We start from the raw sequence: 26,745 nt of genomic DNA, 5'->3' as shown, positions 1-26,745 counted from the left end.
GCGGACCAACCCTTCCTGACATCGTCCCCAATGCGTTACGACATCATAATCGTCGGCGCCGGCCTCGCCGGTGCCAGCCTCGCAGCCGCTTTCCGGGGCAGCCGCTACCGCATCGCCCTGATCGAAGGCCGGCCTCCCGCGCCGGCGCCATCCGGCTGGGACAGTCGCGTCTACGCTGTCAGTCCGGCCGCCCAAGGCTTCCTGCAAACGATCGGCGCCTGGCAGCATCTGGATGCTGGCCGCCTGACGCCGGTCTACGACATGGCCATCCGCGGCGACGCCGAGGGCCGGCTCGACTTCTCGGCCTACGACAGCGGCGTCGGCGAACTCGCCTGGATCGTCGAATCCGGCCTCATGCAGCGCGAACTGTGGGAAACCGTCAAGCGCCAGGGCAACCTCACGCTGTTCTGCCCGGCGCAGCCGCAGCTGCTCGAAATGCGCGACGACGCCGTCCTGCTGGGACTGACTTCCGGCGAGGCTCTGGAGGCAAAACTGGTGGTGGGTGCCGACGGCGCCGATTCCTGGGTGCGCACGCAGGCCGGCCTGCAGGCCGACACGCTGCCCTATGGCGAGATGGGCGTGGTAGCCAATTTCGAATGCGACAAGCCGCACCGCAACACCGCCTTCCAGTGGTTCCGCCCGGACGGCGTGCTGGCCTGGCTGCCGCTGCCGGGGGATCGCATCTCGATGGTCTGGTCGACGCCGGAGGCCCATGCCCGCGAACTGCTCGGACTCGACGAGCAGGCGCTTTCCCGCCGTGTCGCCGAAGCCGGCGGCAACCGGCTCGGTGCGCTCAAGCTCATCACGCCGCCCACCGCCTTCCCCTTGCGGCTGGTGCGCGTGCCGCGCATCGCAGCCCCCCGCCTGGCCCTCGTCGGCGATGCCGCCCATGCCATCCACCCGCTCTCCGGCCACGGCATCAACCTCGGCTTTCTCGATGCACGCGAACTGGCAAAGGTCCTGCTTGCCCTGCCGGAATTCGGCGACTGCGGCGACGAACGGTCACTCCGCCGCTACGCACGCGCCCGGGCCGAGGAAGTCGCCCTGCTGCAGTGGACCACGCACGGATTGCAGAGACTGTTCCGGCCGCGCCACCCCGCTCTCTCCGTCCTTCGCAACCTCGGATTGAACCTCACCGACAGCCTGCCTGTCCTACGCAACGTGCTGGTGCGCTACGCGCTCGGCTGACCCCACCCTTTCGGAGACATCATGTTCAAGCGCATTTTCTCAAGCACCTGCCTCGCCCTTCTGCTGCTCGCCGCCGGCGCCGTCCATGCCGATGAGGCGTCAGTGAAGAAAGCCGTCGAGACCTGGATGGGCGGCAAGGTCGACGCGGTAAGGAAAGCCGGGGTGCTCGGCCTCTACGAGATCCAGATCGGCAACGAGCTCTACTACACCGACGAGAAGGTCAGCCTGCTCTTCGACGGCAACATCATCGACACCAGGACGCGCAAGAACCTCACGCAGGAGCGCCAGAACAAGCTCTCCGCCATCAAGTTTTCCGACTTGCCGCTGCAACTTGCCGTGAAGACCGTCCGCGGCGACGGCAGGCGCGTCTTCGCCACCTTCGAGGACCCCAACTGCGGCTACTGCAAGAAGCTGACGAAGGAAATGGCGGGCATGGACAACGTGACCATCTACACTTTCCTGCTGCCGATCCTGTCGCGCGATTCCGCCGAGAAGTCGCGTGCGGTATGGTGTGCCGCCGACCGCGCCAGGGCCTGGAGCGACCTCATGGTAAATGGCACCGTGCCCGCCGCCGGCACCTGCGACGCCCCCATCGAGCAGGTCGTGGCGCTCGCCCAGAAGTACAACATCCGCGGCACGCCGACGATTTTCCTCTCCAACGGCGAGCGCATCCCCGGCGCCGTTCCCGTGGCGCAACTCGAACAGAAGCTGGCGCAGATCAAGTAGCCGCCGCAGTGCGGCGGCTGACTTTCACGCTGAAATGAAATAATAAAGTCTGTCGGAGAGGCGCCGTCTATCCCATTGATTTAGAGCGTCCCAGGAATTAGCAAAATGTTCGGAAAGTCTGTCGAAGGCAGCGATTTACTCGTCATGCATTTGGCGGGTTGCAATATAGTCTGTCGAGGCCAATAACCGCGCGAGGTTCCCCTCTTCGGTCGAGGCAGGCAACTCTGGCGTGGTTAGATGAAAAGGTTCTGAAGGCCCGCTTTCAACGTCGAAGTTCAGGGGCGCTGCGCGGCGCCTTATCGCGCAGCGTCCCCTGCAACGTGTTGTTAGCCCTCGGCGCCATTTTCCAGTAGGGCAATGATCTCTTGATTTCCAGATTCGCGCGCACAGTCCAAGGGTGTTTTGCCACTATTGTCCGTTACGAGTGAGTTGGCGCCGGCCCTCAAAAGAGCAGTAATGATTTGCGCATTTTCACTAATGATCGTGACCTGCCCCCGTCTTTAGTGCCAGGTCGTGGTTAGTAAAATCCGAAACATAAATCTATCCGATTTCCAGTTCTGTTGCGCTGTCGGGCAAGCTTGCCCGACAGCGCGCCGCGAACTCCGCCGGCGTGAGATACCCCAGTGCGCTATGCGGCCGGCACTCGTTGTAGTCGCGCCGCCAGGCCGCCACCCGCACCCGCGCTTCGGCCAAGCTCGTGAACCAATGCTCGTTCAGGCACTCATCGCGGAACTTGCCGTTGAACGACTCGATGTAGGCGTTCTGCGTCGGCTTGCCCGGCTGGATGAGCTTCAACTCGACACCGTTCCGATAAGCCCACTGGTCGAGCGCCTTGCTGGTGAACTCCGGCCCCTGGTCGGTGCGGATCGCCGCCGGCAAGCCGCGGAAGCGCGCCGCCTGATCCAGCACGCGCGTCACATACTGCCCGCTGATGCTGTGGTCGAGCACGATATCCACGGATTCCTTGGTGCAGTCATCCACGATGTTCAGGCACTTCAGGCGCCGCCCCGAGGACAGCGCATCCATCACGAAATCCATCGACCAGACCTGGTTCGGCGCCTCGGGCAAGGTCAGCGGCTGGCGCTCCATCGCCACCCCCTTGCGCCGCTTGCGCTTGGGCACCGCCAGCCCCGCGCCCTGGTACAGGCGAAACACCCGCTTGTGGTTCGCCTGATGGCCTTCCCGCCGCAACAGCACATGCAGACGCCTGTAGCCGAAGCGGCGCCGCTCGGCGGCCAGTTCGACCATCCGCCCGGCCAGCGCCTGGTTGGCCGGGTCGGTCTTGGCTTCGTAGTTCAACACCGTGCGCGATACCCCCACAAGCCGGCAGGCGCGACGCTGGGAGATGGACGTCTTCTCCTGCATCACGGCAACCGCCTGGCGCTTGGCCTGCGGGGTCAGCGCTTTCCCTTGACAACAACCTTGAGCGCCTCGATGTCGAGCATCGATTCGGCCAGCAGCTTCTTCAGCTTGGCGTTCTCCGCCTCCAGCTCGCGCAGCCGCTTGGCATCCGCCACGTCCATGCCGCCGAACTTGCGCCGCCAGGTGTAGAAGGCCGCATCGCTAAAGCCATGCTTCCTGCACAGATCCTTGATCGCCACCCCGGCTTCCGCCTGCTTGAGGTACCCGATGATCTGCTCTTCCGTGAACCGCTTCTTCATGCCCGCTTCTCCCTTCAAAAGCGGACTTTACTAACTTCAGGCTGGTACTGAAAATGGGGAGCAGGTCAATCGAAAGGTGAAGCGGCGTGTGGCCGTAAATGGAAACGGCGGCAACGTTCGCACCATGCTCAAGTAGTGCGGCTACAGCAGTAGGGCTAGAGCTTACACACGCGAGGTGTAGTGGCGTCCAGTTTTCTGTTCCTCTTGGCTCAAGCGCAGAGCCAGACTGCAGGAGGAGACGAACAATATTGCCTTGGTCGTTTCCGGCGGCTCGGTGAATAGGCAACCACCCATATTGGTCCGGCCGGGCGATAGATGCGCCAACACGAAGCATGTTTCGAACGCGTTTGGTGTTGCCTTGAACCACGGCCTTGATGAACGCATATGGCGAAGGCTTGCGAGGCATCTTGAGAGGGCTAACGAGGGTGTAGAAAAACTCTTTTCATGCCGGCATCCTGCCGTGAACCAAATGGAATATCAAGGCTCGAAGGGGTATTCGGTTTTGGGAGACCGGCGTGGCCCGCTACAAGCACATTGATACCAATCCGCGGTTTCTTGCCGTCGATCTGGAGCGCCAGCTCCTGCCCGGCACCTTCGAGCACGCCCTGCACCATCTGATCGATCATGAGATCGACCTGACCGGCTTCGATGCCCGCTACCGCAACGATCTGACCGGCGCCACCGCCTATCCGCCCGGGATGCTGCTCAAGGTGGTGCTCTTCGCCTACAGCCAGGGCATCGTCAGCAGCCGGGCCATCGAACGGGCCTGCCGCGAGCACGTCACCTTCATCGCCCTGTCGGGGGATAGCGCGCCGCACTTCACCACCATCGCCGCCTTCGTCTCCGAACTGGGGGACGCCATCGTCCCCCTCTTTGCCCAGATCCTGTACCTGTGCGACCGCCAGGGCCTGATCGGCCGCCAGATGTTCGCCATCGACGGCGTCAAGCTGCCGTCCAACGCCGCCAAGCAAAGAAGCGGCACGCGGGCCGAGTTTGAACGGCAGGCGGTGAAGTTGGAGGCTGCCGCCTGCGCCATGCTCGCGCGCCACCGTGCCGAAGACGCCCGCGGGATCGAGCCTGACCTGGCCGAGAAGTCGGCGCGTCGCGTCGCGCGACTCGAACGCGAAGCGGCACAGATGAGGGCCTGGCTCAAGGAGAACCCCGAGGATCGGCGCGGCACCAGGGGCAGTGTCAGGAAGAGCAACCGCACCGACAACGAGAGCGCCAAGATGGCCACCGACAAGGGCGTGGTGCAGGGCTATTGCGGAGTGGCGGCGGTCGATGCCAAACACCAGATCATCGTCGAGGCGCAAGCCTGGGGCACGGGCAGCGAGCAGGCGCTGCTCCTGCCGGTGGTCGCGGCGCTCGAGCCGCACATGAGCGACGAGACCCTGATCACGGCTGACGCCGGCTACCACTCGGAAGCCAACTTGAAGGCCCTGGCCAGCCGCAACATCCCTGCGCTGATTGCCGACAACGGCCTGCGCGCTCGCGACGAACGCTTCAAGGGGAGAGCCAAATACAAAGCGCTGCCCGATCCGCTCCACGACAAGATGCGGCCGGCGGACAAGGCGCAGCACTACCGGCCCGAAGACTTCGCCTACGATCCAGCCGCCGGCACCTGCACCTGCCCGGCGGGCAAGGCGCTCTACCGCAACGGCGCGAACTGCATCCACAACGGCTACGTTGCCGTGAAGTTCCAGGGCGCGCTGCGCGACTGCCTGCCGTGCAGCCAGCGGGAACGCTGCCTGCGCACGCCGCAGAAGACGAAGACCCGGCAGGTGTGCTTCTTCCGCGGCAAGGCGAAAGACACGCCGGAGAGCTACACCGACATCATGAAACGGGCCATCGACAGTCCGCAGGGGCGTGCCCTCTACGGGCGGCGCTTCGCCACAGTGGAACCGGTCTTCGCCAACATTCGCCACAACAAGGGCCTCAACCGCTTCACGCTGCGCGGCAGGAAGAAGGTCGATGCGCAGTGGAAGCTCTACTGCCTGGTGCACAACATCGAGAAGCTGGCGCACCACGGGTTCGGAAGGTAGGAAACGGAGGGGAAAACCTCCGCCTGGGGAAAAGTCAGTCGCTGCGGGACGGCGAGAAATCAAATCATGAATGAAAAACGGCGCGGTAATGATCCGCGCCGATTTTTATGTGCTCTGTTCAGAGGGGAAAGAGGGTTTTTCTACAGCTTCAACGTTTAGCTTGAGGGGCCGCCCGGCGGCGCAGCCGACGGGGAACCGAGAAGCGCAGCTTCTCGGCGGTCCCCTCGAAGCGATAGTTAGAACTCATAGATTTCACTGAACGTACGCGGACTATTGAAGATTGCAATTGCCGGCACTTCTGCGGCTAATACCTCAACTATATTATTACCTCCGCATACGATGTAGTGCTCAAGTTTTGCATTTTCAAACACAGCTTTCATTCCAAGACGCAGATTGCGCATGACCAGTGGCGAATTAACCCATTTGTAGCTTGAGCTCGCCTTTAGTGTATGGCCACCAGCTGCCACCCATTGTGGGTCAGTTGGCGCATTGAGTTCTTCATAAACCATCACTAGCGGCGCATCTTTGAAAACGACTGAATAGCCAGGATATTTCCCAAGGCCTTGCGGCATTACGATCACAATCAGAGAGTTGTCAGAAGCTGAGAATATTGGTTGTACAGCAGGGAAAAGCATGTCTACGAATGGTGTATCCCACCGAACAACTGTTGACTGGTCAGAGACGTGCGGCGCCATGAGTTCTAACGTCCAAGCTCAGGGGCGCTGCGCGGCTTCATCGCGCAGCGTCCCTTGGAGCGCAGTGTTAGAACTCTGTTGCAATTGCAACCGAGATAAATGTGTTGCAATGCGCCAGTAGTAAACAAACATGAAGAGCGCCGCAAATGCAAAGGAGTACAGCTCAAATACAAAAGCTGGATTTCGGAAGCTTTGCGGGGTAACAACATAACTAAACCCGAAATATCCAACAATGCCGAAAAAAAGTCCCGCCAGAAATAGCTTGATACCGACTGGAATACTTATAACGGTAAAGCGTTTCAGGAAGTCGCGGCCGAGTGGACCACCGTTGGCCTTAAAGCATTCCGCGACACCAATTACAGAGATGAGCAATACGCAAATAAATTCATACAGAAGAAGCCAACTCCGATAGGTACCGGCCAAAAGGGCGTAGTAAATAGCAAACGAATACAGCCCTGCGCCAATCATGGCGTAGCGCATCGTCTCAATCTCGGAGACGTTGTCATCCGCGAGGCGCTTGATCAGTTTGTCAGTGTTCCAGAAGTGGATAGCCATAGAGTTCTAACGTGGAGGTCACCGGCGCTGCGCGGCTTTATCGCGCAGCGTCCGTGTGGACTGCCGGGTTATGCGTCATTTGATCGCCGAGAGAATCTCTCGCTCCAATGCACCCGTAGAGACACATTCGGCTGCCTGCCCTTGGTTAGCCATTGGAAATGAAGCACCAGACCCTGAATTGAAAGAGATAGTGTCGGTCTTGGTTTGCGGGATGTTGTTAGCCGCACTCTGAACAACTTGCGTTCTTGTCACGACATATCTCGTATTTGCAGTTATGCGGGTTGTCGTGGGGCTAACTTCCTCGAAGATCAAGTTCACTCGACCTTCTAGATTCATGCGGCGATCAAGGTGAAATAGTCCAACACTCGGATTCATTATTTCGTATGACTGTTGCGCCTTCGCTCCGGGGAAGTCGTATGTACGCTCTCCGCGAGCGTTCTTCACATAGGAGGTAATTCGTCCGCAGTCTATGTAGCGTTCGGGGTCGCCCGTATAGCTGATGTTCATTAGGCCGGACGATTTATCGAGATTGTTGATTACAAAAAACTGCTTACCCAGTTCAGGAACGCTTGCGTTCCATACCGCCTCACGCGGTCTATCGATGGTCTTGACGTTCGATGCGGGAGCAAGTTGCGTAGTTGGGCGAACGTAATCGACTTTTCCGGCGCATGCCGCGACAGAAAGCGGAATTGCAATGATCAGCAAGCGACGCATGATATTTCTCCCTTGTGCTGCCGGAGTGGCAAATGATTGTGACGCATAACGTGATAGCTCAGGGGCGCTGCGCGGCGCTTTATCGCGCAGCGTCCCCTGGAGCGGCGGGTTTGATGCGGGATTAAGCAGCAGCACGTTGTGCCCCACGAATGGTTTCGAAGATGGTTTTCGCGTTTGCGACTAACTCGAAGCGAGGGCCTAAGTACGCACCCATGCCCGGCCAGCCAGAAAAGCCGCCAAACATTGAACCGAAAGGTGATCCACCTCCGAAGGCGATGGTGCCTTCATCGCCTTTGGTTTCTGAAAGCGAGAGGTCGGAGAGGGTGCGAAGGTTTAGCGACTGAACTTTGCGCCCAAACAAGCCAGAGACAATTAGTACCCGTTCATTGGTTACCGCGTAGTAGGTACGGGCGCGGCGCTTTGCCTCGAAAAAGAAGCGGCCGATGATGAGGTAAATGCCGATGAGAACGAAGGGAATTCCAAACAGCACGAAAAATGCCGGCGCGTTGGAATTGATAACTGAAAGCTCCCAGAATATGGCGAAGCCGCCCCACAACAGGCTGAACGGAATCATGAAAGCGTCGGTGCCCCGAAGAATGATGCCCTGACGTGGTTGCCCGGACCACAGCACACTTTCACCGGTGGATAACTGGGTCTTGATGTCTTTAGTGATTGGAGTCATGAGATAAGCATCTAACAGTTATTAGACGGACCCATGGGTCCGTCTATCAATTGATAATGATGCAGGCATTTTATTGGTCTATCCATATGATTTGCAAGTTTTTTGAAATTCCTGCGTCCGCCTAAGAACCCTCAATAGTCCGGACAGGTTGGCAAGGGGGCCGCCAGCCGCTAGGTTGGCGCTATTTCATCAAGGAGTGACAATCATGGGGTCCATTAAACCCCGCCCGCCCTCGCCTGCTCGATCAGGTTTCCGCCACTTGCCGGCGCCGTCATTACAGCCGGCGCACTGAAGAGGCCTACCGTTTCTGGATCAGGCAATTCATCTTCTTTCACGGCAAGCAGCATCCGAGCGATCTGGGGGCCATTGAGGTCGAAGGCTTTCTGAACCACCTGGCCGTTGAACGACGGGTGGCGGCCTCCACCCAGACCCAGGCCCTGAATGCCCTGGTGTTTCTGTACGACAGCGTGCTGCACAAGCCGCTTGGGCAAATGGCCGGGTTGAAGCGCGTGCAGCACCGGCATCGCGTTCCAGTGGTGCTGACTCAGGATGAGGTGCGCGCGACCCTTGGCCTGATGACGGGATCCTGCCGCCTGATGGCGGAGCTGATGTATGGCGCCGGACTGCGTGTGCATGAGTGCGTCACGCTCAGGGTCAAGGATATCGACATGGGCGCACGCACGATCTCTATCCGGAACAGCAAGGGAAGCAAGGACAGGACGACGGTGCTGCCCGACCTGGCAGCGCTATCGATTCAGCAACACCTGCTCCGGGTAGCGACCCTTCACAAGGAGGACCTGTTGCGCGGGGCGGGCCTGGCGCCGATGCCGGATGCGCTGGCGAGGAAGTATCCTGCCGCCTCGGCATCCTTGGCCTGGCAGTATTTGTTCCCCTCGTCCGTATTGAGGCCGTGGGGCAAGAGCGGCCGGCTGGTGCGTTGGCATGTGTCGGATTCCACCATCCAGCGCGCCTTCAAACAGGCAATCGCAGGCGCTGAGATTCGCAAGCACGCCAGCGTGCATTGCCTGCGCCACAGCTTTGCCACGCATCTGCTCGCCTCCGGTACGGATATCCGGACCATCCAGTTGCTGTTGGGTCATCGCAGCCTGCAAACCACGATGATCTACACCCATGTCCTGGAGGTGACCCGGGCCGTGAAAAGTCCGCTGGACCGGCTTTAAGAGGTAGTGCATGGAGGTATCGAGGCGGGTTGCTCCGCCTCGGTCTCGACAGACTTTATTCCCATCCGACAGACTTTATTGTTTCCTATCAACGCCGCCCTCACCACAGCGTCTCGCGCTCGGCCGTCGCCGTGATCTTGTGGATGGAAAGGTCGGCGCCGTTGAATTCTTCCTCGGCATCGAGGCGCAGGCCGAACAGCTTCTTCAGCGTGCCGTAGACGATGAAGCTGCCGGCCACGGCCACTGCAATGCCCATCAGCGTGCCTGCGAGTTGCGACATGAAGGCGACGCCGCCCATGCCGCCAAGCGCCTTGGCGCCGAAGATGCCGGCGGCGATGCCGCCCCAGGCGCCGCACAGGCCGTGCAAGGGCCAGACGCCGAGCACGTCGTCGATCTTCCAGCGGTTCTGCGTCATGGTGAATAGATAGACGAACAGGGCGCCGGCGATCGCGCCGGTCGCCAGCGCGCCGAGCGGATGCATCAGGTCCGAGCCGGCGCAGACGGCGACGAGGCCGGCGAGCGGGCCGTTGTGCACGAAGCCCGGGTCGTTCCTGCCGGCGATCAGCGCGGCGAGCGTGCCGCCGACCATCGCCATCAGCGAGTTCATCGCCACGAGGCCGCTGATTTTATCCAGCAGCTGCGCGCTCATGACGTTGAAGCCGAACCAGCCGACGGTGAGCACCCAGGCGCCGAGCGCGAGGAAGGGAATGCTCGAGGGCGGATGCGCCGAGACGCCGCCGTCCTTGTTGTAGCGGCCGCGGCGCGCGCCGAGCAGGACGACGGCGACGAGGCCGATCCAGCCGCCGACGGCATGCACCACCACCGAGCCGGCGAAGTCGTGGAACTCCTCGCCGAAGCTGGCCTTCAGCCAGGCCTGGATGCCGAAGGCCTGGTTCCAGGCGATGCCCTCGAAGAAGGGATAGACGAAGCCGACTAGCAGGAAGGTCGCCGCCAGCTGCGGGTTGAACTTGGCGCGCTCGGCGATGCCGCCGGAGACGATGGCGGGGATGGCCGCGGCGAAGGTGAGCAGGAAGAAGAACTTCACCAGGTCGTAGCCGTTCTTCTGCGCCAGTGTCTCGGCGCCGGCGAAAAAGCTCACGCCGTAGGCGATGCCGTAGCCTATGAAGAAGTAGGCAATGGTCGACACCGCGAAGTCGACCATGATCTTCACCAGGGCGTTGACCTGGTTTTTCTTTCTCACCGTACCCAGCTCCAGAAAAGCGAAGCCGGCGTGCATGGCGAGGATCATGATGGCGCCGAGCAGGACGAACAGGACGTCGGCGGACGTGATCTTGAGGGGCTCCATGGTGCGCTCCGAGAATGGACTGAGCGCTTTGGTGCAAAAACCGTTCCAGAAAAATTGGAACGTCGAATCAGGGAATTAAAGTCAGCCCCTGCGGGGCGGCGCACCAGCGCGGTGCAGGGCGTCGGGGTCGCGCACCGCGACGGTGCACGGGATCAGGTCTTACGCACTACTTCGCGGCGTTGTTCGGAATGTGACCGTACGGCAGCACGGCCCACATCTCACCCTTCTGTCGCATGCGCCCGGCCTGCGCGCCGGCCTCGGCGCCGAAGCCCCAGAAGAAGTCGGCACGCACGGCGCCCTTGATGGCGCCGCCGGTGTCCTGCGCCATGACCAGGCGTTGCAATGACTGCTCGCTCAAGGGCAGCGTGGTGGACAGGAACACCGGTGCGCCGAGCGGAACGGCGCGCGGGTCGACGGCGATGCTGCGCCCCGGCGTCAGCGGCACGCCGAGCGCGCCGAGCGGGCCGCCGCCGTTGTCCGGCAGTTCACGAAAGAAGACGAAGCTCGGGTTGGCGTTGAGCAATTCGTTCAGGCGACGCGGGTTGGCGCGCGCCCAGGCCTGGATGCCCTGCATCGAGGCCTCTTCCAGCTTCAGTTCGCCCTTCTCCACCAGCCAGCGGCCGATCGACTGATAGGGATGGCCGTTCTGGTCGGCATAGCCGACGCGCACGCGGCGTCCGTCGGGCAGCTCGACGCGGCCCGAGCCCTGCACCTGCAGGAAGAACAGCTCGATCGGGTCGGCCACCCAGAGCAGCGCCTTGCCGGCGAGCGCCGGCGCCTGCGGCGTGAGTTCCGCGCGCGACCAGTAGGGCACCACGCGGCGCCCGTCGAGGCGGCCGCGCAGGCGGAAGTTCTTCAGCTCCGGATAGAGTTCGCCGAGGTCCACCACCAGCAGATCGTCGGGCACGCCGTAAATGGCGTGGGCGAAGCTGCGGCTGCGCTCGCGGCTGCCGCGCAGCAGCGGCTCGTAGTAGCCGGTGACGAGGCCCTCGGTGGATTCGTCCGGGTTCACCACCCGCCAGGGGCGGAAGCGCGATTCGAAGAAGGCGCGCAGGGCGGCGTGCTCCGCCGGCAGCGCGCGCGCCTCTTCGCACACGCCGCGCCAGGCGGCCTGCTTCGCGAGCGCGTCGCAGGAGGCAAGCAGCGCGCCGTGCGCCTCGGCGAGGTTGTCGGCACCCCAGCCCTTGACGTCTTCCCAGCGCGCTTCCTGCAGCGGCTTGGCTGGAGGCTTGGGCGGCGTCACGGCCGGGCAGACGGGGCAGGCGGCGCACACGCATTGCGCATCGGGTTTCGTTTGGGCAGTCGGCAATTGGGCGCAGCCGGCAAGCACGAGCATGGCGCCCAGCGCGGGCGCGAGTTGGCGAAGGAACATGAATTTCGCTAAAGTCGAAGTTTCCGCAAGTATAGCAACCGCGATGAACGACCTTTCCCGATTGATCTCCCGCGCCGAGGCGCTGCTCGAGCGCATCGAAACCCTGTTGCCTCAGCCTGCCGCCGCGCCCGACTGGAAGGCGTCGACCGCCTTCCGCTGGCGCAAGCGCGGCGGCCGCAGCCATCTCGAGCCGGTGGCCAAGCCGCACCGCATCCGCCTGAAGGACCTGCGCAACGTCGACGAGCAGAAGCAGCGCATCGAGCAGAACACGCGCCAGTTCGTCGAAGGACGCAGCGCCAACAACGTGCTGCTCACCGGTGCGCGCGGCACGGGCAAGAGCTCGCTGGTGAAGGCGCTGCTCAACCGGTACGCGGCGAAGGGGCTGCGCCTGATCGAGGTGGACAAGCACGACCTCATCGACCTGCCCGACATCGTCGACCTCATCGCCGGGCGCAGCGAGCGCTTCATCCTCTTCTGCGACGACCTCTCCTTCGAGGCGAGCGAGCCCGGCTACAAGGCGCTGAAGAGCATCCTCGACGGCTCGGTGGCGAGCACGCCGGACAACGTGTTGCTCTACGCCACCTCGAACCGCCGCCACCTGATGCCGGAATTCATGGACGAGAACCTGGAGACGAAGCACGTCGACGGCGAGATCCATCCCGGCGAGACCACCGAGGAGAAGGTCTCGCTCTCCGAGCGCTTCGGCCTGTGGCTGTCCTTCTATCCCTTCGACCAGGACGAGTACCTCGCCATCGCCGGCCACTGGCTGCGCGAGTACGGCGTGCCGGCCGCCGCCGTCGCCGCCGCGCGCGAGGACGCCCTGCAGTGGGCGCTGATGCGCGGCTCGCGCAGCGGCCGCGTCGCCTGGCAGTTCGCCCGCGACTACGCCGGCCGGCACGGCGGGAAATGACGCGCAAGATCGTCGAGGCGGCGGCCGCGGTCATCCTGCGGCCCGACGGCAGCTTCCTGCTCGGCCGGCGGCCCGAGGGCAAGCCCTATGCCGGCTACTGGGAATTCCCCGGCGGCAAGATCGAGCCGGGCGAGACCGCGGCGCAGGCGCTGGTGCGCGAGCTGCACGAGGAGCTCGGCATCGAGGCCGACCGCTACACGCCGTGGATCACCCGCGAGCATGTCTATCCGCACGCTCACGTGCGGCTGCACTTCTTCCGCGTCAGCGGCTGGCGCGGCGAGATCCGCGACATCCACCACGACGCGCTGGCCTGGAAACGCGCCGACAAGGTCGACGTCGCGCCAATGCTGCCGGCCAATGTCGCCGTGCTGCGCGGACTGACTTTGCCGGATTTCTACGCCATCACCCACGCCGGCGAGGTCGGCGCCGAGGCGCAGCTGGAGAAGCTGGAGCGTGCGCTCGCCGGCGGCCTGCGCCTGCTGCAGGTCCGCGAGGCGACGCTGGCGGTGGAAAAGCGCGAGGCCTTCGCCCGCGAGGCGACGCGGCTGGCGCACGCTCAAGGCGCGCGCGTGCTGGTGAACGGCGACCTCGCGCTGGCGCGGCACGTCGGCGCCGACGGCGTGCACCTGCCCTGCACCCAGCTCATGCAATTGGCCGAGCGGCCCGACCTGCCGCTGGTGGCGGCCTCCTGCCACAATGCACCGGAACTGGCGCGCGCCGCCGCGCTGAAGCTGGATTTCGCCGTGCTGGGTCCGGTGCGCGAAACGCTCAGCCATCCCGGCGTCGCCGGCCTGGGCTGGGAGCGCGTCGCGCATCTGCTGGAAAATATCCCGCTGCCGGTATTCGCCCTCGGCGGCCTGCAACGCGGCGACCTGGAGGCGGCGCAACGCGCCGGCGCGCATGGCATCGCCGCCATCCGCGCGGCGTGGGCGTAGCCCTGTAGGTCGGCCTTCAGGCCGACAGCGGCCGATGTCGGGCTGAAGCCAGACCTACTGCTCGTCGGGCAGCGGCTTCTCCTGCTCGGCCACGCGATACTCTTCCGCCGCCCAGGCGCCAAGGTCGATATTGCGGCAACGCTCGGAGCAGAACGGGCGGAAGGCGCTGGCGGAAACCCACGGCACCGGCTTGCCGCAAGTGGGGCAGTTGACGACGCGCGGGGCGGCAGGCTTCGTCACGATCCGGACGGGATGAGAACTACAGGTTGCAGAAGGTCATCTCGAAGACGACATCGCTGTCGGCCTGGCGCGGGCGCGCGTCGGTGCCGGGCGTGGTGAAGCGGATGTTGAGGGCGTACTTGTTGGCGCTGATCTCGGGCACATAGGGTTCGCTGCGCTTGACGCGCAGGCGCACCATCTGCGCCGTGCGGCCGCCGAGCATGAGCTGGTAGGCGCCATGCTGCGCGACCTGCTCTTCCTGGCGGCCTGAGGCGCGCAGCAGGCGCAGCACGATGGACAGGCCGTCGCGGATCGGCAGCATCGGATTTAGCCAGGCGGCGAGGTCGCGCTGGCGTGCCTGCGGCTCGCGGTGCAGCCAGTAATGGTAGGAAGGCAGGTCGAATTCGCAGACGCCGCCGGGAATCGAGGCGCGGCTCTTGATGCTCATCAGCCAGTCGTTCTCGCGCAGGTAGTGGCCGATCTTGCCCTGCATGTTGAGCAGCGCGGCGCTGGCCTGTTCGATCTCGTAGAGCGCGCCGGAAAGCGCCGCCTCGGAGATGTCGGGGTTGTTGCGGAAGGAGAGCAGGATCTGGCGCTGGCGCTCGAGTTCCTGCACGAGGTCGAATTTCAGGTCGGCGCGGCTGGCGACATCAAGGATCTCGAACAGCGTCACCAGGGCGACATGGTGCTCCTGCGCACCGTCCGCGCCGATGAAGTGCCCCGTCTTGTCGAACAGGTCCTCCAGGCGCAGCAATGTGCGAATGCGCTCGTTCAGAGGATATTCGTAGGTGATCACGCCGCGCCGTGCCGTGCCGAGGAATAAATTCGGCCAATTCTGAACCATTCCCCGACAAATAACAACAAAAAGCCCCCGGAAACCTATGAAACTGCGGCCATTTCCAGATAGCGCCGGTGCAGGGCCTCGACTTGCGGGCGCAGGGCGGCCAGGTCGCCGCCATTGTCGATGACATCGTCGGCCACGGCCAGGCGCTGCTCGCGGCTGACCTGCGCCGCCATGATGGCACGGGCTTCCTCGGCAGATAGCCCGCTGCGGGACATGACCCGCGCCACTTGCACCTCCTCCGGGCAATCGACCACCACCACGCGCCGGACGCGGCTGCGGTAGCCGCCGGACTCGACCAGCAGGGGCACCACGAGCACGACATACGGCGCACGGGCGGCGGCGCTGCGGCGGTCGGCTTCGGCGCGGATCAGGGGATGCAGGATGGCTTCCAGGCGGGCCTTGGCCGAGGCGTCGGCGAAGACCTTGAGACGCATGACGGCGCGGTCGAGCGCGCCACGCGCATCGATGACCTTATCGCCGAAGGCGCAGCGTATGGATTCGATCGCTGCCCCGCCCGGTGCGGTCAATTCATGTGCGATGACATCCGTATCGACCACGGCGGCGCCGAGCGCCTCGAAAAGCGAGGCCGCCGCGCTCTTGCCGCTGCCGATGCCACCGGTAAGGCCGACGAGGAACGTCATGGCCTGGCGGCCGGGCATTCGGCTTTCTGCGCGGCCGAGAACTCCGCCGGCAACTCGGTCAGTGCCTTGGACAACTGGTCAGGTTTTCCGCTCACTTCGACGATCATCTTGTCGCCGGCCGTTTCGCGGGCCAGGATGCGCGCCGATTTCACGCCCTTCTTTTGCAGGGCGCCAAGATAGTCCTTCGCGGCCTCCTCGCTCTTGAACAGGCCAAGCGAGACCGCATACTGGTTGGGGCCGCTCTCCCGCACAACGTAGAAATCCTTGACGGCCAGCTTGGAAAGTTCGGCAGCCTTCCTGTCGGCCTGAGCGCCGTTGGGCTGGGGCGGGATATGCACCCACCAGGACTTCGGTTCTTCGAGCGCCCGCAGGGACACCTTGAGTTGCGCATCGCGGCCGGAAATCAGGTCGGCCAGTTTTCCAGCCGCTTCGCGCTCCAGTCCGGCGAGGACGCGGCACTCCTCACGGGGCGGGGCGGCCGCCGTTGCGGGCGGCGCGCCCTTGCCGGCAATACGCAATTTTTCGGGTTCGATCTGGGCGGACAGGCGTTCGGCTTCGCCGCCGCCCGTCGTGCCGAAATAACCCTGTCCCCAGACGAACAGCAGCAGGTTGCCGAGCACCAGCAGGAAAAAGAGGGTGCGCAGAACCTGCATGCCGTCCTTTCCGCCTTAGGCGACCTTCGGCAGGCGCTTGAGCGCTTCCTGCACGGCTTCGGCCGGATACTCGTAGTCCACCAGCTCGCCGGCGAAATACTTGTCGTACGACGCCATGTCGAAGTGGCCGTGGCCGGACAGGTTGAAGAAGAGGGTCTTCTTCTCGCCGCTTGCCTTGCAGCGCAGCGCCTCGTCGATGCAGGCACGGATGGCGTGGCAGGACTCCGGCGCCGGGATGATGCCCTCGGCACGGGCGAACTGCACGCCGGCCTCGAAGGTGGCGATCTGCGGCACCGCCACCGCTTCGATCAGGCCCTCGTTGTAGAGCTGGCACACCAGGGGCGAATCGCCGTGGTAGCGCAGGCCGCCGGCATGGATCGAGGGCGGCATGAAGTCGTGGCCGAGGGTGTACATCTTCATCAGCGGCGTGTAGCCGGAGACGTCGCCGAAATCGTAGGCATAGACGCCCTTGGTCAGGCTCGGGCAGGAGCTCGGCTCGGCCGCCACCAGGCGCACCTTCTTGCCGGCCGCCTTGTCGGCGAGGAAGGGGAAGGCGGTGCCGGCGAAGTTGGAGCCGCCGCCGCAGCAGGCGAACACCATGTCGGGATAGTCGCCGACCTTCTCGAACTGCTTCTTGGCCTCGAGGCCGATCACCGTCTGGTGCAGGCAGACGTGGTTGAGCACCGAGCCGAGGCTGTAGTTGGTGTCCTTGCGCGAGGCGGCCTCTTCGACCGCTTCGGAGATCGCCAGGCCGAGCGAGCCGGGGTTGTTCGGGTCGGCCGCCAGCGCGGCGCGGCCGGCGTTGGTCATGTCGGTCGGCGAGGCGTAGACCTCCGCGCCCCAGGTCTGCATCATCGAGCGGCGGAAGGGCTTCTGGTTGTAGCTCACCTTCACCATGTAGACGCGCACCTCGATGCCGAACATCTGGCCGGCGTAGGAAATCGAGGAGCCCCACTGGCCGGCGCCGGTTTCGGTGGTCAGGCGGGTGATGCCGACCATCTTGTTGAAGAAGGCCTGCGGCACCGAGGTATTGACCTTGTGCGAGCCGGCCGGGCTGACGCCCTCGTACTTGTAGTAGATTTTCGCCGGCGTGCCGAGCATCTGCTCGAGGCGGCGGGCGCGGAACATCGGGGTCGGGCGCCATTGCTTGTAGATCTCGCGCACCGGTTCGGGGATCGGGATCCAGCGCTCGCCGGACATTTCCTGCTCGAGCAGCGGCCCGGGAAAGATGGCCAGCATCTGCTCGGGCGTGACCGGGTTGCCGTCCGGTGCCAGCGGCGGCAGGGGCGGATTCGGCATGTCGGCAACGACGTTGTACCAGTGGGTGGGAATATCGGATTCGTTGAGCAAAATCTTGACGTCAGACATCTCGTTTCTCCTCCTCGTTATTTATGGATGGATGCCAGGCCCGCTCCCTCTCCCCGCAGCCTGATCGATACCGCCTTGCAGAATCACCTTAGCCCAAGTGCGGGAAAAATAATAGCCCGGGTATACTGCATACACAAGCTGCTTTTCTGTCGGGTTCGTCCATCAGTTAGCAGCCCGGTCCCGCCTTATGAGGCTGCTCACCAGCGCATCCTGACGCTGTAGTCGAGCGTGGCCTTGCCGCCGGCCGGAACCGCCACCAGCCAGACGGCGGAATGGGCGTCGCCCTTGGTGTGCTTCTGGCTCTCCGCGACCATCTCCCAGTCGCCCGGCACCGGCTCGACCACTTTCACCGTCACCGGAATGTCCTTCGCGTTGCTCAACTCGATGCTGAAGGCGCTCTCGTAGACCTTGTCGGCGATCTTGCGGAAGGACGTCTGCTTGCGCGCCGCCTTGACGTCGAAGGCATCGCCCAGTTTCAGCCGCACCACCTCGTTCTTCGCCGTGTGGTCGATGCGGTCCTCGCCGATGAAGAGGGCGTTGCCGCGCGAGTCCTTCTTGTACACCCGCACGATGCCCTTGGGCAGCGGCTGGCCTAGCTCGCCGCCCTTGTTGTCGAACTCGATGAAGACGCCGACCTTGTGCTGGCGGCCGAGGTCGGACTGGGCGCCGCGGTAATACCAGTCCTGCCCGGCGAGACGGTATTCCTTGCGCAGCGGCACGCTTGAGGCGGAGAGCAGCGCCACCTGCTTGGTCTGGTTGTCGAGAATGGTCGTCGGCCGGTTGAGCGAATAGAGGTGGTATTCGAACAGCTGTTCGCGCGCCATTTCCGGCGCCGGCGCCGCCATGACCTTGGCGGCGAACTGCTGCACGCGCATCTCCTCGCGCACGCGATTGACGTCGCCGGCCACCAGCTGCAGGCGGGCCTTCTCGTAGCTCGCCCCGCTCTGGTTGGTCAGCGTCACCCAGCCGGCCAGGTCGAGTTTCGACTCGTCGCCGGTCAGTTCGGCCACGTAGTCGGCGCGCCAGGACAGCCCGCCGGAAAGATAGGACAGTTCCGTCGCCGGCCGGCCCGCCGCCGCGCTCTCCAGCTGCACCACCAGGGTCGGCCGGTCGCGCAGGTTGGCGGGAATCGCGCCGTAGGCGATGCGGCCGGGCACGCCGGTCTCGATGCGGTCGGCGTATTTCAGCACCACGCCGCCGTTGGTCGCCAGCACCTCGGCCTGCTCGCGCGTTTCCGCGCCGGTGGCGGGATTGGTCTTGATGACGGTGACGCTGCGGCCGACGTATTTCTCCAGCAGCTTCTGCGGCGTCAGCAGGTCGAAGTCGAAGTTCTGCTCGATGAGGCGCAGGCTGCCGCCGGACAGCGCGCGCAGGCTGGCGGTTTCCGGCCGCATCTTCGCGCTGACGTCGCGCAGGGCGATGCTGTTGGCGCCGCGCCCGAAGGGAATGCGGCGCACCTCCTTGATGAGGGCGAGCGAATCGTTGTAGATGGTGACGGCGACTTCCTCGCGGTCCTCGGCGCGGCTGATTGTCTCGGCAGCGAGCGCGGTCAGGGAAAAGGCGGCGAGGATCGCCAGCGCAAGGGCGCGGCGCGGTGTGCGGATATTCATGTCGGCTCCAGTGGTGGGTACGGCTGCGTAAACGCCGCAGCCTCGCCTACGGGGTTAATTCGCGGCCGATGCGGGCCAGGCCTTCGAGCACCAGGTTGTCGACCCTCGTCTTCGGCACGCGCAGCAAATCGAAGAACTGTCCTGCCGCGCCGCCGCCGACGAGGCAGGCCGCGCCCGGATGGGTCGCCACCTGCTCGAACATGCGCTCGACGGCCCCGGCCTGCGCGTGCAGGCAGCCGCTGACGATGGCGTCCATGGTGTTGCGCGGCAGACCGGTGAACTTGCCGTCGGCCAGCGGCAGCTGCGCAGTGTTGGCGGCCAGCGCGCGGTACATCAGTTCGACGCCGGGCAGGATCAGGCCGCCCTGGAAGCTGCCCTCGGCGTCCAGCACATCGACCGTCGTCGCGGTGCCGGCACAGACGACCAGGCAGGCCTGCGGATGCAGAGCGCGCGCGCCGACCAGCGCCGCCCAACGGTCGACACCGAGCTGTTCCGGCCGCTCGTAGAGGTTGCGCACGCCGTATTGCGCAGACTGACTTTCCGCCCAATGCAGCGGAATGCCGAGCGCCGCCACGGCGGCGGCGACGGCTTCGCCCACCTGCGGACCGGCGACATTGGCCGCGACCGCCTTCGTTGCGCGCGGCTGGGATTGCAGCAGTTCGGCCAGCCCGGGCAGGCCGGCATAGTCGAGCGGCCCCTGCGCGCGCCAAGCATCGCCGTCATGCAAGCCCCATTTGAGTCGCGTGTTGCCGCAGTCGATGGCCAGGATCATTTCTGCCTCAGCGAGACTTCGCCGCTGACGATGCGGCGCAGGCCCGTCGCGGTCTCCAGCAGCAGCGCGCCATCGGCGTCGACCCCGGCGCAACGCCCCTCGACCGGGTCGGCGCCTTCTGCGAGGATGCTGACGAGCTGTCCGGCATGGGCGTTGCGCGCCAGCCAATCCTCGATGAAGCCGGGAAAGCCGGCCTGGCCGAAGGTCTCGAGCATCTCCGCCAATCCCTCGAGCAAACCCGCCAGCAGCAGATTGCGCGAGGGCGTGAAAGGCATCACTGCATCGAGCGCGCCCGCCGGAACATCGATGGCCGAGGCGATCGTCTCGGGCAGACGTACGTTCAGGCCAATGCCGATCACCGCGACATGCCGGCCGCCCGACGTCAGGGTTTCGATCAGGATGCCGCCGAGCTTGGCGCCGCCGGCGAGGATGTCGTTCGGCCACTTCAGACGCACGCCGGCAGCGCCCATGCCTTCCAGCACGCGCGCCGCGGCCACCCCGACGGCCAGGCTGAGGCCGGCAGGCGGCGGCGTGCCCTCGGGGAAGCGCCAGAGCAGGGAAAAGGTCAGGCTGTCGCCCGGCGCCGACAGCCAGCTGCGGCCGCGCCGGCCGCGGCCGGCTGTCTGCCGCTCGCAGACGACAACGCTGCCGGACGGCGCGCCCTGCTGGGCGCGCTCCAGCAGCAGGGTGCTGGTCGATTCGCAGCTGTCGAGCAGCGCAATGGAGAATCGCTCCGGCGCGGACAGCGCTGCTGCAACGATCCGGGTGTCCAAGGGCTCGGGCGCGTTTGTTTGCATGCGGTTTGGATAGGGCTGCGGCTTCTCCGCCGCATTATGCTGGAATCGCCCGATTTTCGCCGTGACTTGGGAGGGCAGGCTCATCTACACTCCGGCATATGCGCTTTCCCAAACCCGTCCTCCCCGTCCTTTCGCGCATGGTTCTGCCGCTTGCCTGTGCAGCAATACTGGCCACCGGCTGCAGCACTTCCCCCACCAGCGGGCGCGCACAGTTCAACATCCTGCCCGGCGAACTCGAGACCACCGTGCCGGACCTGCGCTTCGGCGCGAAAACCCTGCTCGTCTCCGGCGGCGAATTCTGCCGCGAGGACGAAGATCCCTGCCCGGCCCGGGAAGCCGCCGAAAAGCTCGCGCAGCGCATCGCACCCATCGCCGAGCGCCTCGGCACCACGGCCGCGCAGCTCAGCCCGGAGCTGGCGTCCCGCATCCCGCAGGTGGAGGTCTTCGTCGTGCCCGGCGACTCGCCGGCGGTGAGTTCCAGCGCCGGCGGAAAAATCGCCGTCGGCGTCGGCCTCGCCCGGCTCGATCTCACGGACACGGACCTGGCCTTCGCGCTGGCGCGCGAATTCGGCCGGCTGGCCGCGGCGCATCACCGCGAAAGCACCTCGGCGGGCCTTGCGGTCTCCCTGGTAGTCGGGTCGCCGCTGACCAGCGCCTATCTGGCCACCTCCATCCTGGCCGACATCATTTTTCCGATGGGCGCACTCGCGAAGGTGGGCATCTCGCTGCTCGCCTCGATGGGCACCGAACAGCTGGTCGAGTCTTCGCAGCAGGACGAGGCTGACGCGTTCGCAGGCAAGCTAATCATGGCGGCCGGCTACGATCCGAAGGCGCTGGCGGATCCACTGTCAAACTCGCCGCAGGGTGCGTTGAAGCTAGGCTGGCTGCCTTCGTTTCTGGCTTCGCGCGACAAGGTGGCTGCATTGGCGCTACCCGACCCCTGGCCGGACGAAGCGCCGCCTTCGCTCGCCTTGGCCGCCGCGCCCGACCCCTGGCCCGACGATGAACAAGTCATTCCGCCTCAGGAAGTGACCGCCATGGCCGGGGCGTCGGTCGTTTCACAGCTTGCCGTATCCGCGCCCGAGCCCGATAAGGCCGTGGAAGCGCCACAGGTGGCCCCGGCCCCGCCCAAGAACGCTGCGGCCAAGAAAACGCGGGGGAGTATCAGGCAGCCGGCCGTGAAAAAACCCGGGAAAACGATCCGCAAGACAACGAAGAAGAGCAGGCGACGCTAGGGCTGTCAGGGCATCGCCGCCGTCCTTCAGCGGCTGACTTTTTCCGGCGGCTCCTTGTCGGCGCCGCCGTTTTCCATCCCCAGCTCCTGGATCTTGCGCGTGATCGTGTTGCGGCCGATGCCGAGCATCTGCGCCGCCTCGATGCGCCGCCCGGCGGAAGCCAGCAGGGCATGGCGGATCAGGGTGCGCTCGAATTCGCGCACCAGTCCGTCCCACACGGCGCCGGGCCGCCCGGCCAGCATGCGGTCGGCTTCGGCGCCGAGGGCCACCTTCCAGTCCGCCTCCGTCTCGCGCGGCGCCTGCGCGCGCAGCTCCGGCGGCAGGTCGGCGATCTCGATCACCTGGCCGGGCGCCATCACCGTCAGCCAGTGGCAAAGGTTCTCCAGCTGGCGCACGTTGCCGGGGAAAACCAGGGCCGAAAGGAATTTCAGCGCCGCATCCGACACCCGCTTCGGCTCGACGCCGAGGTCCTGTGCGCTCTTGGCGAGGAAGTGCTTCACCAGCAACGGGATGTCCTCGCGCCGCTCGCGCAGCGGCGGCAGGCGCAGGCGGATGACATTGAGGCGATGGAACAGGTCCTCGCGGAACAGGCCCTGCTTGACGCGTTCGTCGAGGTCCTGGTGCGTGGCGGCGATGACGCGCACGTTGGCCTTGATCGGCTGGTGGCCGCCGACCCGATAGAAGTTGCCGTCCGAGAGCACGCGCAGCAGGCGCGTCTGCAGCTCTGCCGGCATGTCGCCGATCTCGTCGAGGAACAGCGTGCCGCCCTCGGCCTGCTCGAAGCGGCCGCGGCGCATGGCGGTGGCGCCGGTGAAGGCGCCGCGCTCATGGCCGAACAGCTCCGACTCGAGCAGGTCGCGCGGGATGGCCGCCGTATTGAGGGCGACGAAGGGCTTGTCGGCGCGCGGGCTGTGGCGATGCAACGCGCGGGCGACGAGCTCCTTGCCGGTGCCGGACTCGCCGTTGATCAGCACCGTCGCATGCGACTGCGACAGGCGGCCGATGGCGCGGAACACCTCCTGCATCGAGGCCGCCTTGCCGAGGATTTCCGGCGCCATGGCGGAGGACTCGGGCACCGCCTCCTGCCGCGTCGACTCCTCGATGGCGCGGCGCACCAGCTCGAGCGCCTGGTCGATGTCGAAGGGCTTGGGCAGGTACTCGAAGGCGCCGCCCTGGAAGGCGGATACCGCGCTGTCGAGGTCGGAATAGGCGGTCATGATGATCACCGGCAGGGTCGGATAGCGCGCCTTGAACTTCTGCAGCAGCGACAGACCGGATTCGCCCGGCATGCGGATGTCGGTGACCAGCACCTGCGGCGGCGGCGTGCCCGCGTCGAGCGTGGCGAGGGCCTCGGCCGCCGAACCGAAGCTCTTGAAAGGAATTTCCTCGCGCGTCAGGGCCTTCTCGAAGACCCAGCGGATGGAGCGATCATCGTCGATGACCCAGACGGAATTCATCGTGGTTCCTCATTGCTCTCGTGTAAGGGCAGCATTACCGTGAAGCAGGTGCGTCCGGGCCGGCTGTCGATCTCGATGCTGCCATGATGCTGCTGGATGAAGTTCTGTGCCAGCGTCAGGCCCAGCCCGCTGCCGCCTTCTCGACCGGAAACCAGCGGATAGAACATCTGGTCGCGGATCGCATCCGGGATGCCGGGACCGTTGTCGATCACCTGCAGTTGCAGCGCCAGTCGATAGCGCCGCTTGGCCAGGGTCACCTGACGCAGCGCGCGGGTGCGCAGGACGATCTCGCCGTGCCCCTCCAGCGCCTGGGCGGCATTGCGCACGATGTTGAGGATGGCCTGGATCAACTGCTCACGGTCTCCTGTGACATCGGGCAGGCTGGTGTCGTAGTCGCGCTTGACGTCCACGTCGGGAAACTCGGCCAGGATCAGCGATCGCACCCGTTCGAGGAGTTCGTGGATATTTACCTGCTGCGGCTGCATCAGGCGATGCGAACTGAGCAGGCGGTTCATCAGTTCCTGCAGCCGATCGGCCTCCTTGATGATGACCTGGGTGTATTCGTGCAGCTGGGGGTTGGCCAGCTCCCGCTCGAGCAATTGGGCCGAACCGCGGATGCCGCCGAGCGGGTTCTTGATTTCATGGGCCAGATTGCGGATCAGCTCGCGGTTGGCCTGCTGCTGTTCGGCCAGACGCTCCTCCCGCTCCGTCTTCAGCTGCTGGTCGATGTGGCGAAACTCGAGCAACAGGCGGATCTTGCCGGCTTCCACCGGGGTCACCGTGCAGTCCAGGTGCAGGGGCACTGCACCATGACGGTGCGTCGTAAGGTTCTGCCCGGTATAGCTCCAGTTGTTCGTCAGCGCATTGTCGAGAGCGGCCGACAGGCCCGGGGGCTCCCCCAGCAGCTGGGCAAGCGGCCGGCGTAACAATTGCCTGGCACTGATAGCAAAGAGATTTTCCGCTGCCGGATTCAGGTACTGGATGACCAGATCGGCATCCAGCAGGATGACGGCCGAGGAAAGCAGGTCAAGTCCGGCAAAGGCGGTGACTGGGAGTTTTTCCGGTGCGGCCATGCATTGAAGGTTAGCAAAAACCGCACCATCGAGCCGGGGCGGGGCGTGCTTACCTGAGGTTGCCGATTTCCTTCTTCAGGGCCTCTATGTTGCGCTCGTGCAGCGCCACCCTGTCCTTGTAGGGCTGCAGGCGATCCAGCACCCGCTGGTAGTTGCGCTCGTCGCCGGTACGAATGGCCTCCTGTTCGGCCAGTTCCTTTTTCGCCTGCTCCAGGCTTTTCTGCTCGGCCGTCAGTTCCTGCTCGAGGATCTTGCGCCGGTCGTTGTCGCGCGCCTTCTGCGTGTCGCCATCGACTTTCGGAAAGCTGGCAGGCGAAGGCGTACTCGCTGCGCGACCCGGCACGGTGGACACGCGCTGATCGCGGCTCAAGGTGGTGCATTTCGCCTTGGGGGAAGGCTTGGCGTTGGTATAGGTGACGTGGCCATCCTCATCCACGCACTTGAAGACATCCGCCTGTGCCAACGGAATGGCCAGCAAGCCAAACCCGAAGGCAATCATTTTTTTCAAAATATTCATGATGTTCCGCCGTAAAACGAGAACCTACCTCAAGTGTATGCGAAGAGTGGGCCCTTTACAAACGCTTTTGACGCCGGGAAGTGCACAAAAAAAGGACGGCCGCAGCCGTCCTTTTCCGGGTTTGCCGGCCTTACAGGCTGTAATACATGTCGTACTCGACCGGGTGAGTCGTCATGCGGAAGCGCGTGACCTCCTCCATCTTCAGTTCGATGTAGGCATCGATCATCTCGTTGGAGAAGACGCCGCCGCGGGTGAGGAACTCGCGGTCCTTGTCGAGGTAGTCGAGCGCCTGGTCGAGCGAGGAGCAGACGGTCGGTATCTTGGCATCCTCTTCCGGCGGCAGGTCGTAGAGGTTCTTGTCGGCCGGGTCGCCCGGGTGGATCTTGTTCTGCACGCCGTCGAGGCCGGCCATCATCAGGGCGGTGAAGGCCAGGTACGGGTTGGCGGTCGGGTCCGGGAAGCGCACCTCGATGCGGCGCGCCTTGTCGCTCTGCACGTAGGGAATGCGGATCGAGGCGGAGCGGTTGCGCGCCGAGTAGGCCAGCTTGACCGGGGCCTCGAAGCCGGGCACCAGGCGCTTGTAGGAGTTGGTGCCGGGGTTGGTGATGGCGTTGAGCGCGCGGGCGTGCTTGATGATGCCGCCGATGTAGTAGAGGGCGAACTCGGACAGGCCGGCATAGCCGTTGCCGGCGAACAGGTTCTTGCCGCCCTTCCAGATCGACTGGTGCACGTGCATGCCGGAACCGTTGTCGCCGACGATCGGCTTGGGCATGAAGGTGGCGGTCTTGCCGTAGCTGTGCGCCACGTTGTGCACGATGTACTTCAGCACCTGGGTCTGGTCGGCGCGGCGCACCAGGGTGTTGAAGAGCGTGCCGATCTCGCACTGGCCGGCGGTGGCCACTTCATGGTGATGCACTTCCACCTCGACGCCGCAGGCTTCCAGCGCCAGGCACATGGCGGCGCGGATGTCGTTCAGGCTGTCGACCGGCGGCACCGGGAAATAGCCGCCCTTGACGGTGGGACGGTGGCCGGTGTTGCCGCCGTCGAACTTCTCGGCGGAGGCCCAGGCGGCCTCCTCGGAGAACACCTTGGAGTAGGAGCCGGACATGTCGACCGACCACTCCACGGAATCGAAAATGAAGAACTCAGGCTCGGGACCGAAGTAGGCGACGTCGCCCAGGCCGGTGGACTTCAGGTAAGCCTCGGCACGCTTGGCGATGGAGCGCGGGTCGCGGTCATAACCCTTGCCGTCGGCCGGCTCGACCACGTCGCAGGACAACACCAGGGTGGTCTCGTCCATGAAGGGATCGATGTAGGCGGTGGCGGGGTCGGGCATCAGCAGCATGTCGGAGGCCTGGATGCCCTTCCAGCCGGCGATGGACGAACCGTCGAAGGCATGGCCGGACTCGAACTTGTCGGCGCCGAAGTGCTTGACCGGCACGCCGACATGCTGCTCCTTGCCGCGTGTATCCGTGAAGCGGAAATCGACGAATTTGACTTCCCTTTCCTTGACCAGCTTAAGAACGTCTTGAGGGGACATCGCACTCTCCTAGCGAATTGAATTCGGACAACGAAAAAACTGCATGCCAAGG

General features: G+C 64.5%; 26 protein-coding genes. 7 read left to right on the top strand and 19 right to left on the bottom strand.

The features are described from left to right. Nucleotides 1-30 precede the first annotated feature (30 nt). Both ROZ00_15955 and ROZ00_15950 read left to right on the top strand, forming a co-directional pair. Entirely contained in the window at nt 31-1,188 is a 1,158-nt protein-coding gene (locus ROZ00_15955; protein ID MDT3737724.1) for a UbiH/UbiF family hydroxylase, read from the top strand. Between the two features lie 21 nt (nt 1,189-1,209). Next, a complete protein-coding gene (locus ROZ00_15950) occupies nt 1,210-1,914 on the top strand; it encodes a DsbC family protein (GenBank protein ID MDT3737723.1) in 705 nt (234 codons plus the stop codon). Between the two features lie 540 nt (nt 1,915-2,454). Here the strand turns inward: ROZ00_15950 and ROZ00_15945 are convergent. Then, nucleotides 2,455-3,575 (bottom strand): IS3 family transposase gene (locus tag ROZ00_15945; GenBank protein ID MDT3737722.1). Its coding sequence is split into 2 segments (ribosomal slippage): nt 2,455-3,317 and nt 3,317-3,575, totalling 1,122 coding nucleotides; the frame shifts between segments, so codons are not numbered across the junction. A 515-nt stretch (nt 3,576-4,090) separates the two neighbouring features. On the opposite strand from ROZ00_15945, the gene ROZ00_15940 reads away from it, so the two are divergent. Continuing rightward, entirely contained in the window at nt 4,091-5,617 is a 1,527-nt protein-coding gene (locus ROZ00_15940; protein MDT3737721.1) for an IS1182 family transposase, read from the top strand. Between the two features lie 236 nt (nt 5,618-5,853). Here the strand turns inward: ROZ00_15940 and ROZ00_15935 are convergent, their stop codons facing one another. The 4 genes from ROZ00_15935 to ROZ00_15920 form a co-directional block, all read right to left on the bottom strand. Beyond that, nucleotides 5,854-6,312 carry a hypothetical protein gene (locus tag ROZ00_15935; protein MDT3737720.1) on the bottom strand — a complete coding sequence of 153 codons (459 nt, stop codon included), beginning with the start codon at nt 6,310-6,312 and terminating at the stop codon, nt 5,854-5,856. Between the two features lie 18 nt (nt 6,313-6,330). Then, nucleotides 6,331-6,867, bottom strand: coding sequence for a hypothetical protein (locus tag ROZ00_15930; protein ID MDT3737719.1), 537 nt, complete (start codon nt 6,865-6,867; stop codon nt 6,331-6,333). A 75-nt stretch (nt 6,868-6,942) separates the two neighbouring features. Then, nucleotides 6,943-7,728, bottom strand: a complete 786-nt coding sequence (locus ROZ00_15925; GenBank protein ID MDT3737718.1) for a hypothetical protein — start codon at nt 7,726-7,728, stop codon at nt 6,943-6,945. Continuing rightward, nucleotides 7,703-8,263 (bottom strand): PH domain-containing protein, encoded by a 561-nt coding sequence (locus tag ROZ00_15920; protein ID MDT3737717.1) that lies wholly within the window; start codon nt 8,261-8,263, stop codon nt 7,703-7,705. Before ROZ00_15920 ends, ROZ00_15925 begins: the two co-directional genes overlap by 26 nt. 236 nt (nt 8,264-8,499) lie before the next feature. Between ROZ00_15920 and ROZ00_15915 the strand changes: the two genes are divergently transcribed. Beyond that, nucleotides 8,500-9,444 carry an integron integrase gene (locus tag ROZ00_15915; protein ID MDT3737716.1) on the top strand — a complete coding sequence of 315 codons (945 nt, stop codon included), beginning with the start codon at nt 8,500-8,502 and terminating at the stop codon, nt 9,442-9,444. A 100-nt stretch (nt 9,445-9,544) separates the two neighbouring features. Here the strand turns inward: ROZ00_15915 and ROZ00_15910 are convergent, their stop codons facing one another. Both ROZ00_15910 and ROZ00_15905 read right to left on the bottom strand, forming a co-directional pair. Further along, nucleotides 9,545-10,750: an ammonium transporter gene (locus ROZ00_15910; GenBank protein ID MDT3737715.1), complete on the bottom strand. Its 1,206-nt coding sequence runs from the start codon at nt 10,748-10,750 to the stop codon at nt 9,545-9,547. Nucleotides 10,751-10,916: 166 nt separating this feature from the next. Beyond that, a complete protein-coding gene (locus ROZ00_15905) occupies nt 10,917-12,122 on the bottom strand; it encodes a murein transglycosylase A (GenBank protein ID MDT3737714.1) in 1,206 nt (401 codons plus the stop codon). 43 nt (nt 12,123-12,165) lie between these two features. On the opposite strand from ROZ00_15905, the gene ROZ00_15900 reads away from it, so the two are divergent. Together ROZ00_15900 and ROZ00_15895 are read left to right on the top strand one after the other, a co-directional pair. Then, nucleotides 12,166-13,032 carry an ATP-binding protein gene (locus ROZ00_15900; protein ID MDT3737713.1) on the top strand — a complete coding sequence of 289 codons (867 nt, stop codon included), beginning with the start codon at nt 12,166-12,168 and terminating at the stop codon, nt 13,030-13,032. Further along, complete coding sequence (locus ROZ00_15895) at nt 13,029-13,967, top strand: Nudix family hydrolase (GenBank protein ID MDT3737712.1); 939 nt, start codon at nt 13,029-13,031, stop codon at nt 13,965-13,967. Before ROZ00_15900 ends, ROZ00_15895 begins: the two co-directional genes overlap by 4 nt. Before the next feature lie 54 nt (nt 13,968-14,021). On the opposite strand, the gene ROZ00_15890 is transcribed toward ROZ00_15895, so the two are convergent. The 8 genes from ROZ00_15890 to ROZ00_15855 form a co-directional block, all read right to left on the bottom strand. Next, a complete protein-coding gene (locus ROZ00_15890) occupies nt 14,022-14,207 on the bottom strand; it encodes a DNA gyrase inhibitor YacG (GenBank protein ID MDT3737711.1) in 186 nt (61 codons plus the stop codon). A gap of 19 nt (nt 14,208-14,226) precedes the next feature. Then, on the bottom strand, nt 14,227-14,982 hold the full coding sequence (gene zapD, locus ROZ00_15885; protein ID MDT3737710.1) for a cell division protein ZapD: 756 nt from the start codon (nt 14,980-14,982) through the stop codon (nt 14,227-14,229). A gap of 83 nt (nt 14,983-15,065) precedes the next feature. Then, a complete protein-coding gene (gene coaE / locus ROZ00_15880) occupies nt 15,066-15,671 on the bottom strand; it encodes a dephospho-CoA kinase (GenBank protein ID MDT3737709.1) in 606 nt (201 codons plus the stop codon). Then, nucleotides 15,668-16,324, bottom strand: coding sequence for an SPOR domain-containing protein (locus ROZ00_15875; protein ID MDT3737708.1), 657 nt, complete (start codon nt 16,322-16,324; stop codon nt 15,668-15,670). The genes coaE and ROZ00_15875 overlap by 4 nt, the downstream gene beginning before the upstream one ends. A 15-nt stretch (nt 16,325-16,339) precedes the next feature. Beyond that, nucleotides 16,340-17,692 (bottom strand): TrpB-like pyridoxal phosphate-dependent enzyme, encoded by a 1,353-nt coding sequence (locus tag ROZ00_15870; protein ID MDT3737707.1) that lies wholly within the window; start codon nt 17,690-17,692, stop codon nt 16,340-16,342. Nucleotides 17,693-17,889: 197 nt separating this feature from the next. Beyond that, nucleotides 17,890-19,302: a DUF4139 domain-containing protein gene (locus ROZ00_15865; GenBank protein ID MDT3737706.1), complete on the bottom strand. Its 1,413-nt coding sequence runs from the start codon at nt 19,300-19,302 to the stop codon at nt 17,890-17,892. A gap of 46 nt (nt 19,303-19,348) precedes the next feature. Beyond that, complete coding sequence (locus ROZ00_15860) at nt 19,349-20,074, bottom strand: type III pantothenate kinase (GenBank protein MDT3737705.1); 726 nt, start codon at nt 20,072-20,074, stop codon at nt 19,349-19,351. After that, entirely contained in the window at nt 20,071-20,847 is a 777-nt protein-coding gene (locus ROZ00_15855) for a biotin--[acetyl-CoA-carboxylase] ligase (GenBank protein MDT3737704.1), read from the bottom strand. Before ROZ00_15855 ends, ROZ00_15860 begins: the two co-directional genes overlap by 4 nt. 161 nt (nt 20,848-21,008) lie before the next feature. Between ROZ00_15855 and ROZ00_15850 the strand changes: the two genes are divergently transcribed. Further along, a complete protein-coding gene (locus tag ROZ00_15850; GenBank protein MDT3737703.1) occupies nt 21,009-22,106 on the top strand; it encodes a M48 family metalloprotease in 1,098 nt (365 codons plus the stop codon). Between the two features lie 26 nt (nt 22,107-22,132). Here ROZ00_15850 and ntrC read toward each other — a convergent pair whose 3' ends face one another. The 4 genes from ntrC to glnA all read right to left on the bottom strand — a co-directional run bounded on the left by ntrC (nt 22,133) and on the right by glnA (nt 26,693). Continuing rightward, on the bottom strand, nt 22,133-23,563 hold the full coding sequence (ntrC, locus tag ROZ00_15845; protein ID MDT3737702.1) for a nitrogen regulation protein NR(I): 1,431 nt from the start codon (nt 23,561-23,563) through the stop codon (nt 22,133-22,135). Further along, nucleotides 23,560-24,636: a nitrogen regulation protein NR(II) gene (gene glnL / locus ROZ00_15840; protein MDT3737701.1), complete on the bottom strand. Its 1,077-nt coding sequence runs from the start codon at nt 24,634-24,636 to the stop codon at nt 23,560-23,562. Before glnL ends, ntrC begins: the two co-directional genes overlap by 4 nt. A gap of 49 nt (nt 24,637-24,685) precedes the next feature. Further along, nucleotides 24,686-25,153, bottom strand: a complete 468-nt coding sequence (locus tag ROZ00_15835) for a DUF4124 domain-containing protein (protein MDT3737700.1) — start codon at nt 25,151-25,153, stop codon at nt 24,686-24,688. Between the two features lie 130 nt (nt 25,154-25,283). Then, nucleotides 25,284-26,693 (bottom strand): type I glutamate--ammonia ligase, encoded by a 1,410-nt coding sequence (glnA, locus tag ROZ00_15830; GenBank protein MDT3737699.1) that lies wholly within the window; start codon nt 26,691-26,693, stop codon nt 25,284-25,286. Nucleotides 26,694-26,745: the final 52 nt, after the last annotated feature.

The organism is Denitratisoma sp. (assembly GCA_032027165.1).
Lineage (GTDB): Bacteria > Pseudomonadota > Gammaproteobacteria > Burkholderiales > Rhodocyclaceae > Desulfobacillus.
This window is presented reverse-complemented; position numbering and strand designations above follow the sequence as displayed.

Excerpts from the sequence above, each read along its gene's own strand:
- ROZ00_15850 (MDT3737703.1), top strand. The coding sequence starts at position 21,009 with ATGGTTCTGCCGCTTGCCTGTGCAGCAATACTGGCCACCGGCTGCAGC.
- ROZ00_15875 (MDT3737708.1), bottom strand. The coding sequence starts at position 16,324 with ATGCAGGTTCTGCGCACCCTCTTTTTCCTGCTGGTGCTCGGCAACCTG.
- coaE (MDT3737709.1), bottom strand. The coding sequence starts at position 15,671 with ATGACGTTCCTCGTCGGCCTTACCGGTGGCATCGGCAGCGGCAAGAGC.
- ROZ00_15950 (MDT3737723.1), top strand. The coding sequence starts at position 1,210 with ATGTTCAAGCGCATTTTCTCAAGCACCTGCCTCGCCCTTCTGCTGCTC.
- glnL (MDT3737701.1), bottom strand. The coding sequence starts at position 24,636 with ATGGCCGCACCGGAAAAACTCCCAGTCACCGCCTTTGCCGGACTTGAC.
- ROZ00_15895 (MDT3737712.1), top strand. The coding sequence starts at position 13,029 with ATGACGCGCAAGATCGTCGAGGCGGCGGCCGCGGTCATCCTGCGGCCC.
- ROZ00_15870 (MDT3737707.1), bottom strand. The coding sequence starts at position 17,692 with ATGTCTGACGTCAAGATTTTGCTCAACGAATCCGATATTCCCACCCAC.
- ROZ00_15860 (MDT3737705.1), bottom strand. The coding sequence starts at position 20,074 with ATGATCCTGGCCATCGACTGCGGCAACACGCGACTCAAATGGGGCTTG.
- ROZ00_15910 (MDT3737715.1), bottom strand. The coding sequence starts at position 10,750 with ATGGAGCCCCTCAAGATCACGTCCGCCGACGTCCTGTTCGTCCTGCTC.
- glnA (MDT3737699.1), bottom strand. The coding sequence starts at position 26,693 with ATGTCCCCTCAAGACGTTCTTAAGCTGGTCAAGGAAAGGGAAGTCAAA.
- ROZ00_15865 (MDT3737706.1), bottom strand. The coding sequence starts at position 19,302 with ATGAATATCCGCACACCGCGCCGCGCCCTTGCGCTGGCGATCCTCGCC.
- ROZ00_15955 (MDT3737724.1), top strand. The coding sequence starts at position 31 with ATGCGTTACGACATCATAATCGTCGGCGCCGGCCTCGCCGGTGCCAGC.
- ROZ00_15935 (MDT3737720.1), bottom strand. The coding sequence starts at position 6,312 with ATGGCGCCGCACGTCTCTGACCAGTCAACAGTTGTTCGGTGGGATACA.
- ROZ00_15920 (MDT3737717.1), bottom strand. The coding sequence starts at position 8,263 with ATGACTCCAATCACTAAAGACATCAAGACCCAGTTATCCACCGGTGAA.
- ROZ00_15900 (MDT3737713.1), top strand. The coding sequence starts at position 12,166 with ATGAACGACCTTTCCCGATTGATCTCCCGCGCCGAGGCGCTGCTCGAG.
- ntrC (MDT3737702.1), bottom strand. The coding sequence starts at position 23,563 with ATGAATTCCGTCTGGGTCATCGACGATGATCGCTCCATCCGCTGGGTC.
- ROZ00_15835 (MDT3737700.1), bottom strand. The coding sequence starts at position 25,153 with ATGAATATTTTGAAAAAAATGATTGCCTTCGGGTTTGGCTTGCTGGCC.
- ROZ00_15930 (MDT3737719.1), bottom strand. The coding sequence starts at position 6,867 with ATGGCTATCCACTTCTGGAACACTGACAAACTGATCAAGCGCCTCGCG.
- ROZ00_15905 (MDT3737714.1), bottom strand. The coding sequence starts at position 12,122 with ATGTTCCTTCGCCAACTCGCGCCCGCGCTGGGCGCCATGCTCGTGCTT.